Origin of the sequence: Tanticharoenia sakaeratensis NBRC 103193 (genome assembly GCF_000963885.1) — a bacterium.
Taxonomy (GTDB): Bacteria; Pseudomonadota; Alphaproteobacteria; order Acetobacterales; family Acetobacteraceae; genus Tanticharoenia; species Tanticharoenia sakaeratensis.
The window spans coordinates 156,739-171,288 of record NZ_BALE01000048.1 but is presented as its reverse complement, the minus strand read 5'-3'; the positions used below and the strand labels follow the sequence as shown (position 1 = coordinate 171,288).

Annotated in this window: 12 protein-coding genes; 8 read left to right on the top strand and 4 right to left on the bottom strand. The window is 65.3% G+C overall.

Features of this window, described 5'->3' with window-relative positions; all coding sequences use genetic code 11:
* The first annotated feature begins 65 nt into the window (after positions 1 to 65).
* Positions 66 to 1,874, top strand: a complete 1,809-nt coding sequence (gene mutL / locus B8446_RS14345; RefSeq protein ID WP_048850734.1) for a DNA mismatch repair endonuclease MutL — start codon at positions 66 to 68, stop codon at positions 1,872 to 1,874.
* Positions 1,875 to 2,308: 434 nt separating this feature from the next.
* On the opposite strand, the gene B8446_RS14340 is transcribed toward mutL, so the two are convergent.
* A complete protein-coding gene (locus tag B8446_RS14340) occupies positions 2,309 to 2,764 on the bottom strand; it encodes a MarR family winged helix-turn-helix transcriptional regulator (protein WP_241767801.1) in 456 nt (151 codons plus the stop codon).
* 76 nt (positions 2,765 to 2,840) lie between these two features.
* Here B8446_RS14340 and B8446_RS14335 point away from each other — a divergent pair, with 76 nt between their 5' ends.
* Positions 2,841 to 3,782: a quinone oxidoreductase family protein gene (locus tag B8446_RS14335; RefSeq protein ID WP_048850730.1), complete on the top strand. Its 942-nt coding sequence runs from the start codon at positions 2,841 to 2,843 to the stop codon at positions 3,780 to 3,782.
* 284 nt (positions 3,783 to 4,066) lie between these two features.
* On the opposite strand, the gene cysK is transcribed toward B8446_RS14335, so the two are convergent.
* Positions 4,067 to 5,068, bottom strand: coding sequence for a cysteine synthase A (cysK, locus tag B8446_RS14330; RefSeq protein ID WP_048850727.1), 1,002 nt, complete (start codon positions 5,066 to 5,068; stop codon positions 4,067 to 4,069).
* Between the two features lie 153 nt (positions 5,069 to 5,221).
* Here cysK and B8446_RS14325 point away from each other — a divergent pair, with 153 nt between their 5' ends.
* Entirely contained in the window at positions 5,222 to 5,671 is a 450-nt protein-coding gene (locus B8446_RS14325) for an RrF2 family transcriptional regulator (RefSeq protein ID WP_048850725.1), read from the top strand.
* 40 nt (positions 5,672 to 5,711) lie between these two features.
* Here the strand turns inward: B8446_RS14325 and B8446_RS14320 are convergent, their stop codons facing one another.
* Positions 5,712 to 6,293 carry a hypothetical protein gene (locus B8446_RS14320; protein ID WP_048850863.1) on the bottom strand — a complete coding sequence of 194 codons (582 nt, stop codon included), beginning with the start codon at positions 6,291 to 6,293 and terminating at the stop codon, positions 5,712 to 5,714.
* Between the two features lie 322 nt (positions 6,294 to 6,615).
* Between B8446_RS14320 and B8446_RS14315 the strand changes: the two genes are divergently transcribed.
* From B8446_RS14315 to B8446_RS14305, 3 genes are all read left to right on the top strand, one after another.
* The gene (locus B8446_RS14315; RefSeq protein ID WP_048850723.1) at positions 6,616 to 7,155 is read left to right on the top strand and encodes a hypothetical protein; all 540 of its coding nucleotides are present in this window, start codon (positions 6,616 to 6,618) and stop codon (positions 7,153 to 7,155) included.
* A gap of 62 nt (positions 7,156 to 7,217) precedes the next feature.
* Positions 7,218 to 9,266 (top strand): DNA gyrase/topoisomerase IV subunit B, encoded by a 2,049-nt coding sequence (locus B8446_RS14310; protein ID WP_048850721.1) that lies wholly within the window; start codon positions 7,218 to 7,220, stop codon positions 9,264 to 9,266.
* Positions 9,266 to 10,159: an EamA family transporter gene (locus B8446_RS14305; RefSeq protein WP_241767800.1), complete on the top strand. Its 894-nt coding sequence runs from the start codon at positions 9,266 to 9,268 to the stop codon at positions 10,157 to 10,159. The genes B8446_RS14310 and B8446_RS14305 overlap by 1 nt, the downstream gene beginning before the upstream one ends.
* 406 nt (positions 10,160 to 10,565) lie before the next feature.
* Here the strand turns inward: B8446_RS14305 and B8446_RS14300 are convergent, their stop codons facing one another.
* Positions 10,566 to 11,708 (bottom strand): OmpA family protein, encoded by a 1,143-nt coding sequence (locus tag B8446_RS14300; RefSeq protein WP_048850861.1) that lies wholly within the window; start codon positions 11,706 to 11,708, stop codon positions 10,566 to 10,568.
* A 290-nt stretch (positions 11,709 to 11,998) separates the two neighbouring features.
* Between B8446_RS14300 and B8446_RS16345 the strand changes: the two genes are divergently transcribed.
* Entirely contained in the window at positions 11,999 to 12,166 is a 168-nt protein-coding gene (locus B8446_RS16345; RefSeq protein WP_158507602.1) for a hypothetical protein, read from the top strand.
* Positions 12,167 to 12,507: 341 nt separating this feature from the next.
* On the top strand, positions 12,508 to 14,439 hold the full coding sequence (locus B8446_RS14290) for a methyl-accepting chemotaxis protein (protein ID WP_048850719.1): 1,932 nt from the start codon (positions 12,508 to 12,510) through the stop codon (positions 14,437 to 14,439).
* Positions 14,440 to 14,550 lie beyond the last annotated feature (111 nt).

The following is a 14,550-nucleotide window of genomic DNA, read 5'->3' as shown; positions in this document are numbered from 1 at the left end:
CCTGACGGGCTGCTCCCCTTTTCGACAGGGGTGCCTGCCGTCACAGTCGCGCGTATGATCGCCCGATGACGGCCTCTCCCCAGATTCGCCGCCTGTCCGGCCACGTGATCGATCTGATCGCGGCGGGCGAGGTGATCGAGCGCCCTGCCGCCGCGCTGAAGGAACTGCTGGAAAACGCGATCGACGCCGGTGCGCGCCGCATTGTCGTCGCCCTCGACGGTGGCGGCATCGGGCGAATCGAGGTCACGGATGACGGGTGCGGCATGACGCCTGACGATCTGTCCCTCGCGGTGGAACGCCACTGCACGTCGAAACTCGCCGACGAAACGCTGGTGCGGATCGCGACCCTCGGCTTCCGGGGCGAGGCACTGCCCTCGATCGGTGCATCCGCCCGCCTGAGCCTGACATCGCGGCCGCCCGGCGCCGAGACCGCGTGGCGGCTGCGGGTCGAAGGCGGCGTCCTCACCCCGCCGGAGCCGGTGGCAGGACCCGTCGGCACCCGTGTTCTGGTGGAAGACCTGTTTTTCGCAACGCCCGCGCGGCGCAAGTTCCTGCGCTCGCCCCGTGTCGAATCCACCCATGCCGAGACCGTCGTGCGACGTCTGGCGCTTGCCGTACCGGATACGGCGATCCGGCTGGTCATGGACGGGCGCACCGTGCTGGACCTGCCGCCGCAGGATCGTGCGTCCCGCGTACGAGCCATCCTCGATGTCACGCCTGATCTGCTGGTGCCGCTCGAGGATGGGCGTGGCGACATGCAGCTCGAGGGCTTCATCTGCGGGCCCGGCCATACGCGTGCCGCCGCCGGCGCTCAGTTCCTGCTGGTCAACGACCGTCCGGTGACCGACCCGGTCCTGCGGACCGCGATCCGTGTCGCCTATCGCCCGGTCATCGTTCCAGGCCGCCATCCGGTGCTGTCGCTGCATCTGCGCCTGCCGCCGGAACAGGTGGACATCAACGTCCATCCCGCGAAGACCGAACTGCGCTTCGCCGACGAGCCTGCGGTGCGTTCGCTGATGATCGGGGCCTTGCAACGCGCTCTCGGCTTCGGTGCGGGTACGGGCAACAACCGCATTTCGCTGAATACGCCGCGCCGGGCCAGCATCGCCTATCCCCCGCCGGATCGTGGGGCGCCGGCCGTGTCCCTGCCTGCATCCTCCTCGCCTGCCACCGGCTTTTCCGAACGCCGGCTCGATCTCGGCGACCACCCATCCGCGCGAACGCATGAGGCCGCCGCACCGGCTGCTCCGGTTGCGGATGCACCTGCACCGTCCGCCCATCCGCTCGGCGCGCCAGTGGCGCAGGTGCTTGATACCTATCTGATCGCGGTCGCGGCTGACGGCGATCTCGTACTCGTGGACCAGCATGCGGCGCACGAGCGCCTGACGCACGAGAAGCTGCGAGCCGAACATCTGTCCGGTCAGATCCGGGCCCAGCGCCTGCTGTTGCCCGAAGTCGTCGAACTGGGGCGCGCCGCCGACACCATCCTGGCGCAGGCGCCCCTGCTGGCACAGCTCGGCGTCGAGATCGAGGCATTCGGCGGCGGTGCCATCCTGGTGCGCACACTGCCTGCGCTGCTGCGCGACGGCAACGCAGGGGCCCTTCTGCGCGACCTGGCTGACGAATTGTCGGCCGATCCCGATCTCGGTGCGGATCAGGCGGCAAGCCTCGAGCGCCGCCTCGATGCCGCCATCGCCCGCATGGCCTGCCACGGCAGCATCCGCGCGGGACGACGGCTCAACGTCGAGGAAATGTCGGCCCTGCTGCGCCAGATGGAACAGACGCCCCGCGCCAATACCTGTTCCCACGGTCGCCCGACGTGGCTGAAACTCAGCCGGACCGAACTGGAACGCCTGTTTGGACGGAGCACGTAGGCCGCGTACGCATGGCGCCGGGGTTTCCGGCATCATTTCGTGGCGCGCAAATCGCACCTGCAACCGTGACTCCGGTGCCGCTCGTCGCCGACTGAAGGACATGACTTCAGCATGCGTCTGTTTCGCGGCAGGAATCGGCCTTTGGTGCCAAGACGTGTTCCGGGGCTCGTGAACATCCTGGCTATTGCACAGGGCATGTACGCTCGGCCTTCGACAGAAGTGCCCCAGGCAATAGTCCCCAGACGGACCGGATCACGATTCTGGAACCGCAGCCTGCACCTTTCAGCCAATGTGGTGATGGCTGTCTTGACCGCGAGAACAGACTGTCTCCTTCGGAACCGGATGCTGACAGTCTGTCATCGGGCGACCTCGCGCTTCGTCGCATGCCCACGGCCTGCCTGATGGAATGCTTTCCATGCCGTCAGTCGGGAGCTTCACGGCGCGGCAAGAGCGTCAGCGAAGCGGCGTAGTGATTTCGCAAGGTTGGCGATTTCGTCCTCGGACCATCCCGACAGAGCGCGACGGGCAAGCCGCTCGCGTGCGTCGTCTATCAGCCGGGCCATCGCATGACCCCGCACTGTCGCGCGGAGCTCCCGCTGACGACGATCCGACGGACTCGGCTGCCGTTCGACCAGACCAAGTTGCACAAGTTTGGCGATCTGACGGCTGACGGTGCTGTGGTCGCGTCCCACGCGCCCGGAGAGTTCAACCACGCCAATCGGCCCCAATCGCTCCGTCAGGACCAGGAGCGGAAACAGGGCCCGATCAAGCTTTATTCCGGCTTCCCGGATGAGCAGCTCATCTCGATCGGGGCGGTTGATGACGGCCACGATATCAAGGACGGCATCGTGAAGCTGCCTGAGCATTTCCCTGCTCGGTGTATTATGCACGGATATTGACCTCCGGCTAAACGAAGCTTATCGTGTGCATTATACACGGAAACCGTGAAATCGGAAGGTCGGGAATATGAAGGCAGCCATTGTTCAGCAACCCGGCTCCATGCCGGTCTATGGCGATTTTGCGGAACCGGTCGCGCATGCGGGCGAGGTCGCGGTACAGGTGACAGCGTCCGCGCTGAGCCAGCTCGCCCGTGGCCGCGCCTCCGGAACTCACTACAGCGCGAAGAACAACTTTCCATTTGTTGCCGGCGTCGATGGCGTCGGTCGGCTGGATGACGGAACGCGGGTCTACTTTCTTTTGCCCCGCTCGCCGTTTGGCGCCATGGCTGATCGCACGGTGGTTTCCAACGGGCATTGGTTGCCGTTACCCGACAGTCTTGATGACGTGGCGGCTGCGGTCATCGCCAATCCGGGTATGTCGTCCTGGGCGGCGCTCACCGAACGGGCCAGACTGGTCAAAGGTGAGACAGTTCTCATCAACGGCGCGACAGGTGCGGCGGGAAAGTTGGCGGTCCGGATCGCGCGGCATCTGGGCGCGGCCCGAGTGATCGCGACGGGCCGCAACGCGACGGTACTTCGCACCATCGGTGCGGACCTGGTGGTGCCGCTTGGCGAAGACGAGGAGGCGTTCGAGGCGGCTCTGCGTGAGCACTTCGGCAGCGGAATTGACGTCGTGCTCGATTATCTGTGGGGCGCCAGCGCACGCTCGATCCTTATCGCGGGCGCGAAAGCCTCCCCTGCGGGCATTCCGGTACGCTTCGTCCAGATCGGCGCGGCAGCAGGGGGCGAGATCGCATTGCCTGCTGCAGTGTTGCGCTCGTCTGCCATCAAGATCATGGGGAGCGGCCTGGGCAGCGTCGGCCTGCAAAGCCTCATCACCGCCATAGACGGCGTTTTCCAGGCCGCTGCTAAAGCGAAACTCACGCTGGATTACCATGCCGTCCCGCTCGCCGAAGTCGCGGCTACCTGGGGCGATCAGGGGCAGCGCATCGTTTACCTGCCGAACTGACAAACATCCGGAAAAGGAAACGCTTATGAACGTCGTGGACCACGCCGACCGGCCAGACCGGCCGGCACAGACTGACTGAGGCGGCCGTACCTGTCCGGTGATCGTTCGGAACGCCCCGAAAATCGCGAACGAGATTGGCGAGCGCGTCGATTTTGTTGGAGGCTCCGCCCGATCCCTGAAAAATGTCGGCAAGGTGCTGTGTGGACTTCACGCGCCTTGGCTACCGAACAATCCACCGGATCATCCTGCCGGAAAGCGTCTCGTATTGTCCTGTCCGGCTGCGCTCAGGCGAGCCCGTTGAACAGACTGGTGGACAGATAACGTTCGGCGAAGGACGGCACGATCGCCACGATCGTCTTGCCTTCATGCTCCGGCTGGGCCGCCAGCGTCAGTGCCGCATGCAGCGCCGCACCGGAGGAAATCCCGATCGGAATTCCTTCAACGCGCGCGCAGCGGCGGGATGCCGCAATCGCCTCCCGCTCGGATACGGCCAGCACGCCGGCCAGCGCCGATCGGTCCAGCGTCGCAGGACAGAATCCCGGCCCGATTCCCTGAATTCCGTGCGGTCCCGGCTCATCGCCGTTCAGGATCGCGCTTTCCAGCGGCTCGACGCCCCAGACCGCGAAACCTTCCTTGCGCGGACATAGGCGGTGCGCAATGCCGCTGGCGGTGCCGCCCGTGCCGAGCCCTGCGACCACAAGATCGACAGCCCCGGCCGTATCGGTCCAGATTTCCTCGGCCGTCGTCTCGGCATGGATCAGAGGGTTGGACGGATTGTCGAACTGCGCCGGCATCCAGGCGTCGGGCAGGCTGTCGAGCAGATCCTGCGCCCGCCGGATCGCGCCGGCCATGCCGAGCTTCGCAGGCGTCAGTTCGATCTGCACATCCATCAGGCGCAGCATCTTGCGACGCTCGATCGAGGCATTCTCGGGCATCGTCACGACGAGGCGATAGCCCAGTGCCGCCGCTGCGAAAGCCAGCGCGATGCCGGTATTGCCGGAGGTCGGCTCCACGAGAACCGTCCGGCCCCGCGTGATCCGGCCCTCGTCCTCGGCTCGCGCCAGCATCGCGACGCCGATCCGGTCCTTCACCGAGCCGAGCGGATTGAAGAATTCGAGCTTCAGCAGGACGGTCGCCCTGATGTCGTCCAGCATGGTCAGTCGGGGCAGGGCAACCAGCGGCGTGCCGCCGACCGTCTCGACGATCGACCGATAGACCCGGCCGCGCGGCGCCGCGAGATCGATCGCATGCGGCACGGCAAGGGTCGCCGTACCGGCGTCAGGCATGGTCTTTGTCGCGCCTCTGGGGCGCTTGGGGGATCTGCTCATCTGCCTCGGCCTGGGTGAAAACTGCGCTTAGCGGGAAAAACACGAAACCTGTGCGTGGATCAAGTCGTCCCGCGCTGATATACTGTGGTCATGACGAAGGAAATTCGCCCCATGCTGATCCGCCGGGACCGCGCGATGGTCGCGGTCGTGATCATGCTCGACATCGCATTTCATGCCGGTCGCGTCGGCACGGTCAGTGCCGCCGATATCGCCGAACGCGCGGGCCTCGCCCGGCGCGGCATCGAACCGCTCCTTCAGGCCCTGTCACGCTCGTCACTGCTGGAGAGCGTGCGTGGACCACGCGGCGGCTATCGGCTCGGTCGTCCGCGGCGTGACATCACGCTCGCCGACATCGTGACGATTGCGACGGCCGACGATGTGTCGGGAGATGAAGGGCCCTCGGGCGGCCTGTTCGCGAAAGTGGTCGAGCCGACCTGGAACAGGCTGGACGGCGAATTGCGCACGCAGCTCGAGGCCATCTCGCTCGACGACCTCGTGCGCGATGCCGAGGCCCGCGGCCTCCGGCGCCCGCTGTCCGAGCCGATCTCGTTCTCGATCTGACCGCAGCGTCCCGCTACAAGGCGGGACGCTGCGGCGCGGTTCAATGCGCTGCGGTCGTGTGACGGCGCCGCGTGCGCGACTTCGTCGTGCTCTTGGCCGAGCTCTTCGCTGCAGGCGCCGGTGCGGCGACTGCCGAAGGGGGCGGCAGGACGACACCCGTCGCATCGACCGTCGCTGCAACATGCAGGCGCAGGCGCGGCTTGCCTTCACCCTCGATCAGGATCGCCGTGAAGGCGTCCGGTCCGGCATAGGCCATCCTGGGCGTATAGGTGACGTAGGTGTGGCCGTCGTAATTGTAAAGGAACGCCTTGCCATGATCGGGCGCGGGATCGACGCCGAACGTCGTGTAATTGCCGCCGCCCGGCTGCTGGACGGCCAGGGCGCAGGTGCCGTTGTCGCTGCGCACGGTCATGGCGACCTGCATGATGCCCTGCGCACCGGTTGTGACCGGGCTCGTATGGCACACGGCGGAAACCTTGGTGTTGCCGAACGGGTTGGGCGGGGCCACATGCCGGATGATCGGCTTCTGCATACACCCGGCGAGCAGGCTTGCAGCGAAGACGCCCGTCAATGCGCGCGTGGTGCCGCGGGAGAGGATCAAGGCAGGGGCTTGCAGTCGCACCGTCAACTCCGCTTCTGGTCTCATGCGCGCCGCGGACCATCGTCTGATGCCGGCTTGGCGCGCCGTCGAGCCTCTTAGAACAAGAGACGTGCGCGCGATAGGGTTGTGCGGCGCCTGACAGGGGCGTTGTTTCGGAAAGGCGGCCCATAGACGGAAATTTCTCCGTCAAAAGTCACCTCGGACATTTTCCGGCCATGATTTCTGTTGCAGAATAGCGCCTTGTCGCACGTCCTTGGCATATCGGTTGATGTCGGAGGTGTGATCGCCCGTTTCGTTTCACCTTCGCCGCGCCGTGCGGCTCTCGCCTAACCGGAGTCCCCCGATGCCGTTCCCGCTTCGTCGCGGTCTGGCCGTGCTTGCCGCGTCCTGCCTTGGTCTTTCGGCCGCCCCGGCCGCTTTTGCTGCCGGATGCGGCAGTAACTCGGCCCATGAGGCATTCGACGTACAGGGCCTCAAGAGCGAATTGATGGTCACCGCGCTCTCCTGCAGCGCCCAGGACCGTTACAATGCGTTCGTCGAGAAGTTCCGCCCGAAGCTTCTGAGCGAGGATGCCGAGCTGAACGGTTATTTCCGCTCCGCCTATGGCCGCAACGCCCAGCGCGAGCACGATGACTACATCACCCAGCTTGCCAACGTGCAGTCTGAAGGCGGCCTGCGCGCCGGCACGATCTTCTGCATGCAGCGCGTCGCCATGTTCGACGAGGTGAATGCGCTGGAGGACGGCGCGGACCTCTCGCACTACGCCGAAGCCAAGGACATCGTTCAGCCCGCCTCGTTCGAGACCTGCGCCGCGCCGGTTGCGGAAAGCCGCCAGGGTGTCGTGCGTCGTCGCGTGATCGCCCATCATCGCACACGGGCCTGATCGCGTCTCACGTCCGACGGACGGCGCTTGACGCGGCGTGATCCGGTCGGCGAGAACGTCGTATGAACGATCTCTTCGGACCGAAATCCAGCCCGAAATCGGCGCCGAAGCCTGCATCCAGGCGGGCCGGCAAACCCAGCCTCGCATCCGGCGCCGAACCCGGCCCGGATGCCTATGGCGCGCATGACATCGAGGTCCTTGAAGGTCTCGAGCCCGTGCGTCGCAGGCCCGGCATGTACATCGGCGGCACCGATGAGGGTGCCTATCACCATCTCGCCGCCGAAATCCTCGACAATGCAATGGATGAGGCGGTCGCGGGCCACGCGAGCACGATCGAGATGCGTCTGGAAGACGCGCACACGCTGATGGTGCGCGACAACGGACGCGGTATCCCAATCGACCCGCATCCGAAATTCCCGGACCGCTCCGCGCTCGAGGTCATCCTCACCACGCTTCATGCCGGCGGCAAGTTCTCCGGCAAGGCCTATGATACGTCGGGCGGACTGCATGGCGTCGGCTCGTCGGTGGTCAACGCGCTTTCCTCGAAGCTCGAAGTCGAGATCGCGCGCGATCGCGTGTTGTGGCGTCAGGACTATGCGCGCGGCATCCCCCTCGGGCCGCTGACGCAGCTCGGCAATGCGCCGAACCGTCGCGGCACGATGATCCGCTTCTCGCCCGATCCCGAGATCTTCGGGCCGCTCGCGTTCTCGCCCGCGCGCCTCTATCGCCTGTGCTGCTCCAAGGCCGCGCTGTTCCGCGGCGTTCAGATCCGCTGGAGCGTCGAGCCGAGCCTGCTGAAGGCCGGCGACGAAACGCCCCCCGAGACGCTGATTCATTTCCCGAACGGGCTCGCCGACAGCCTCAATGCCGAACTGCCTGCAGATGCATCCCTGCTGGCGCCCGTCTGGTCCGGCGATGCCGACCTGCCGCAGGCCGCCGATGGCCGTACGGGCGGACGCGTGGAGTGGGCGCTGGCCTTTCGCGAAACAGGCCAGGCTTCGCTGGAATCCTTCTGCAACACTATCCCGACCCCGCAGGGCGGCACGCACGAGACCGGGTTCCGCGCCGCTCTGGTGAAGGGTTTTCGCGCATGGGGCGACCATCGCAAGAACAAGCGCGCGGCGGCGATCACGGCCGAGGATATTCTGGGTGCCACCAGCGCCAAGCTCTCGGTCTTCGTCCGCGACCCGCAGTTCCAGGGGCAGACCAAGGAGAAGCTGACCTCGCAGGAGGCAGCGCGTCTGGTCGAGGGCGCCCTGCGCGACCGCGTCGATCACTGGCTGGGCGGCAATCCGGTGCAGGCGGACAATCTGCTCGCCTTCTTCATCGAGCGGGCGGAAGAGCGGCTGCGTCGTCGCGATCAGCGCGACGCGCCGCGCAAGAGTGCCACCAATAAGCGCTGCCTGCCCGGCAAGCTCACGGACTGCACCCGCTCGAACGTTGCGGAGACCGAGATCTTCCTGGTGGAGGGCGACTCGGCAGGCGGTTCGGCCCGTCAGGCCCGCGACCGGGAAACGCAGGCCGTCCTGCCGCTCAAGGGCAAGATCCTCAACGTCGCATCGGCCTCGGTCGACAAGATGCGCGCCAATCAGGAACTGCGGGACCTGATCGAGGCGCTGGGCTGTGGCGTCGGGCGCGACGCGGACATGTCCCGCCTGCGCTACGGCCGCGTCATCATCATGACCGACGCCGACGTGGACGGCGCCCATATCGCGACCCTGCTCATGACGTTCTTCTATCGGGAGCTGCCCGAACTGATCACGCGCGGGCATCTCTATCTGGCGCGGCCGCCGCTCTACCGGATCGTTCAAGGCAGCAAGACGGTCTATGCCATGGACGATCGCGACCGCGATCGCGCGATCAAGCGCGAGTTCAAGGCAGGTGCCAAGGTCGAGGTCTCCCGCTTCAAGGGCCTCGGCGAGATGCCCGTGTCCGACCTGAAGCGCACGACCATGGACCCTGCGCGCCGGACTCTGTTGAAGGTCATCTCGCTGCCCGAAGATCGACTCGCCACCAGTGATCGTGTCGAGAGCCTGATGGGACGCAAGCCCGAACTCCGGTTCCAGTTCATCCAGGATCACGCGCGCTCGGTCGAACTGCTCGACGTCTGATGATGGCGGGTCAGGCGCGCGCACCCGATGCGGGGCGCGAGAGGCTGGGTGCGGTCGCATGTCTGGTCGGGGGCATCTCCTCGTTCCAGATCGGAGCAGCACTGGCAAAGGGCCTGTTCGGCCTGTTCGGGCCCAGCGGAATGGTCGGCTTGCGCGTGGGTCTCGCTGCCCTGATCCTGCTCATGATCTGGCGACCGAGTGCCGCGCGGCTGCGCGGCGGCGTCTGGCGCGTGCTGTTGCCCTATGGCGCCTCGATCGCGGTGATGAACACCGCGTTCTACATCGCACTGACCCGCCTGCCGCTCGGGATCGTCGTGGCACTCGAGTTTCTGGGGCCGCTGACGCTGGCGCTGGTCGGATCGCGCCGCCTGCTCGATCTGGCCTGGGCACTCCTGGTGATCGCCGGAATCGTCCTGCTTCTGCGTCCCGAGCATGGAGCAGTGGGCCATCTAGATCCGCTGGGCGTCTGCGTGGCGCTTCTCAGCGGCTGCGGCTGGATCGTGTATATCCTGACCGGAACACGCATCGCACCACGACTCGATGCTGGCTATGCCACGGCCTATGGCATGGCGACGGCCGGGATTCTGCTGTTGCCCTGCCTTATCCCGGCTCTGATGCCGGCGATCACGCATCCGTATTATGGCGCGATGGCGCTGAGTGTCGCGATCATGTCTTCGGCCGTGCCTTACGTGCTCGACATGCTGGCCATGCGCCGCCTGACCCCGCGCGATCTGGGCATCATGTTGTCCATGGAGCCGATGCTCGGCGCGATGTCGGGGCTGGTCTTCCTCGGCGAGTCCCTGTCCGCCCTGCGCTGGACCGGCGTTGCGTGCATCGTGATTGCGTCGGTCGGCAATGTGCTGAGCACGAAGAAGGTAAGCGCGCCGTCCTGAGGGTCTGATGTCTGGACCTTGAACGGCACGTGCCAGACAACGGCCTGGCCTTGCCGATGCCCGGGTTATAAAAAGGCAGCATTGGAGCCCGTCGTCAGCGTTGACCGTTCACAGGCAACGGATGGCGGCGACTGCCCCCTGATCGATCATCGCCCGAAACGAGACGTCGATACTGCCGCAACGCCGGATTTTCGAGAAAATCAGGAAAATTGTGTCAGCCCGGCGATGCGTCATGTTGCGCATTTTACGCAGCACTCGTGGAGCGCGCGCCAGCGGCGTAACTCCAGCAGGAAAGCCGCATCACTCAGCCGACAGATATGGCCCTGGGGTCATATGGTCGATGGCAGCGATATAACGGACCGACGACCGGCCGCTCTTGGCGGCCAGTCGGTCTGGACGCGTCTGGTCAGCGAAGGATGATCTCGACGCGGCGATTCTGGGGCTCGCGCGTGTCGGCTGCTGTCGGCACCAGAGGATGCGTCTCGCCGAAGCCACGCGTATCGATCACGCCTCCGGGGACGCCATCGCGGACCAGCTCGGCCTTCACGGCCGCTGCGCGCCGGTTGGACAGGTCCATGTTATAGGCAGCCCCGCGCGGTCCGGGATGAGCGGCACTGTTGTCGGTGTAGCCGTTCACCTCGATGCGCGTCACGCGCACATGGGACGAGGCGCGTGCTGCTTCCGCAACGATCGCGCGGGCGCGCTCGGTCAGTGCCGCCCTGTCCCAGTCGAAGAATACGAGATAGGTGCGGGCGGGCGCCGGGGCCGGGGCTGTTTCCACGACTGGCGCCGGCGGGGGCGGTGGAGGTGCCGGATTGAACTCATAGCGCAGGCCGAGCATCAGCGAATGATTGTAGTCGGTGCGGTCGTCGCGGTTGCCCACGGCGAACTGGGCCGGGCGGCTGACGTCATAGCCGCCGATCGTCCCGTAGGAGGTCGCACGGTGGCTCTGCGGTCCGAGCATCGACCAGAACCGGTATTCCGCCGTCGCGGAAAGCCCGACGACCCAGGGAACGGGGAAGGCAAGCCCGAAGATGCCCTGCCACGACATGGCGCCATAGGTGCCGCCGGACTGCTGGCTGAACACCCCGTTGGGCGCGACGATGTTGGCTGTGCTGTGCTGCCAGGCATAGCCGATGCCGCCGCCGAAATAGGGGTACAGCCAGCTCTTGCCGATATCCATGTCAAACAGGCCGTTGACCATGGTGCCGTAGCTCTGCTGGCGTCCGCCCGCGCTGCTGGGGAAGTGCGAGTTGCTGAATTCGCCGAGCTGGTTGTTGCGATAGTTGCCTTCGATTTCAACGCGGAAACCGTTGCCGAAGCCCCAGCCCATCGCGCCGATCCCGGTGACGCCGGTCTTGTATTCGTCCTGCCCGCTCGGAAAGATCGGCGAAAGGCGAACTTCCTGTTCCTGGTTGAAGCTCGCGCCGCCTTCGCCCGAGATATAAAGGCCCCTCACGGGCTGTGCGAGTGCGGTCGACGCGCACAGCAGCATCGCTGTCCCGGCGCCGAACGCCAGAATGCCGGCCAACCGGGAACTTAGCGTCATCGTCACAATCTCCATGCGTCTGCCACGACGCGTACCTGCCTGCCGCGCGACAGACGGGCCGATACCGGCGAAAGAATATGGCTGCCGGATGCCAGGTCGGCACGGCAGCGAGCCTGTCTTCATCACCGAAACAGGCCGCGAGCGCAACGCGCTGGTCACGCCGGGGTGGCCTGCGTCCGTCGGCGTGCGGCACGATCACACTGCAAGTGTGGACCACATGCAACACCTGTGCCGGATGATGGGACGGGCCTTCCGCTGGAGACGCAGGAGCCGGATAGGCTCAGGCTGTCATGGACAGCGACGTGATCGAGCCGCTTCTGGACCCGCTGGACGTCCCGCCGCTGCTCGTGGAGCCTTGTCCGGCCGTGGTGACCTGCGAGACGACATCGCCTTGCGCGTCGGTCACTGTCGTGGTGATCGATCCATCCGCATTGGTCGTCATGGTGGTCGTATCCTGACTGCTGCTGGTGCCTGACGAAGACGACGACGTGGACGATTGTGAACCCGCTGCCGAACCGGCTTGGGACGTTGCCGAAGCCGCACTCAATGAGGACAACGCCGCCGTTCCGGTCGAAAGACCGGAGAGAGAAACAGACATCTGATCACCTGTCCTGCTTGATACGGAAGCACTCAGGTTAGTCGTGCAGCGTTAACGAATTCTGAATACCACGGTGATGCGATGTAACGATTGGTGACATCACACATCAACGCGGCCTGTTGTTTTCGAAGGCGCGTTAGGAGCGTCTTTACCATTGCATGAGACCATCGGCCCACATTCGGCCTTAAGGTATCTTCAGCAATGCTTCAACATTTGCGCTTCAAGACGAAGATCGCGCTCGTGGTCATCGCGCTGTCCTTCGTGGCGCTCGCGGGTAATGCGTTCCTGGCCTACAGCGAAACGGCGACCGGCGCGCGCTACATGTCATTCATCAACGTGGACGATCAGGGCACGATCCTGCTCGCGCGTGCGGCCGACAAGATGAACGCGCTCCTGTATGCGACGCACCGTATCGCCGACGAGACGAATACACCTTCTCTCAGCGAGACAGTGAGTCGTTACCGGCGGGATGCCGCCGGACTGCGGGCCCTCTTCGCCGAGGCGTCGAGAGTCGACCCTCGTCTGACCGGTCGGCTTTCGGAGCTGACAGCGCGTTTCGACGTCGTTCAGTCCGCGATGGATCAGCTGGTGATCGCAGCGCAGCGCAATGACGTGGCGCAGGTCACTGTGTTCAAGCAGCGTGTGGACGAGAGTGGCCTGCGGCTCGCCATTGATCTCGGCGCACTCGGAGGCACGCGTGTAGCCGAAGTGCAGGCCCAGGCAGGCGCCATCGCTCATGGTGTGACCGCGGCCATTCTGTGGTGCTTTCTCGTCGTCGTTGCACTGATCGGCGTTGTCCTGGTCGCGGCCCTTGTCATGAGCAGTCGCAGCATCGTCAACCCGTTGCTCGTCGTGCGCGACCGGATGCTTTCGGTCGCCAATGGCGAGCTTGATATCCATGTGCCGTTCGCGGAGCGCGGCGATGAGGCCGGCGCCATGGCCAAGGCCTTGCGTACGATTCAGACCAGCATGCAGCGCGGCCGTGCGCTCGAGGCGACACAGGAAGAGGCGCGGGTCCAGGCCGAACATGATCGAGCGCGCGCCGAGGAGCATGCTGCGCGGGACGCGGCCGAGGAACGCGTTGCGATCGAGGCGATCCGCCGGGGCCTCGCAGCCGCAGCCAACGGCAATCTGGCCTATCGTATCGAAGCCGCGTTCCCGGAACGTCTGCAGGTCATGCAGATCGATTTCAACGAATCGTTCGCCAAGCTGCGACAGACGTTCTCGGCGGTTCAGCATGCGGTCATGGCAATCGGATCCGGCGCCAGCGAAATTTCGACCGCGTCCGCCGACATGTCGCGCCGCACGGAACAGCAGGCTGCAAGCATCGAACAGTCATCGGTCGCCCTTGGCCGCGTGGCCGGGATGCTGCGCGATTCAGCCGAAAGCGCCGGCAAGGCAGCTGGCGTGACCGACGCGGCACGAGACGGCGCGGAAAAATCGGGCACCATCGTGCATGCAGCGGTGAATGCCATGAGTCATATCGAGAGCAGCTTCTCGCAGATCAGTCAGGTGATCGGCCTGATCGACGACATCGCGTTTCAGACCAATCTGCTGGCCCTGAACGCTGGAATCGAAGCGGCCCGTGCCGGCGACGCAGGTCGCGGATTTGCCGTCGTCGCAACGGAAGTGCGAACGCTTGCGCAACGGTCCGCGGAGGGCGCCCGTCAGGTCAAGGATCTGGTGTCGAACTCGGGTCATTTCGTGACCGACGGTGTTCGGCTGGTCCGTGATGCCGGGGCAGCGCTCGAGGTCATCCTTGGGCAGGTTGCGGAAATCAACAAGCTCGTTGCCGATATCGCGCATGCGTCGGCGGGACAGTCCGCGGCTGTCGAGGAAATCAATATCGCGGTCGGCGAAATGACCAAGGCGACACAGCAGAATGCCGCCATGGTTGAACAGAGCACCGCCGCCATTGCATCGCTTGACGGGGAGGCATCGGCCTTGCGCGAGCGCGTCGCGTTCTTCCGCCTGGGCGATGACGGTGCGACCGGGCACGCTCCCAACGAAAAGACGTCTCCGGCGAAGGGTGCCCTGTCATTTTCGCGGGCTGCAACGGCGCCGCGCCATCTGGCCCTCGCAGGGGCTGACTCATCCATGCCGGACGATGCAGGCTGGGCCGATTTCATGTGACAGGCGCGCCGTAACGACGCCGTACAAAGCAAAAGCGCCAGCAGCCTGGGCTGCCGGCGCTCTTCTGAAACTGGAAAGTCCTGAAGGCCCCGTCCCGAAGGAGCATTCAGG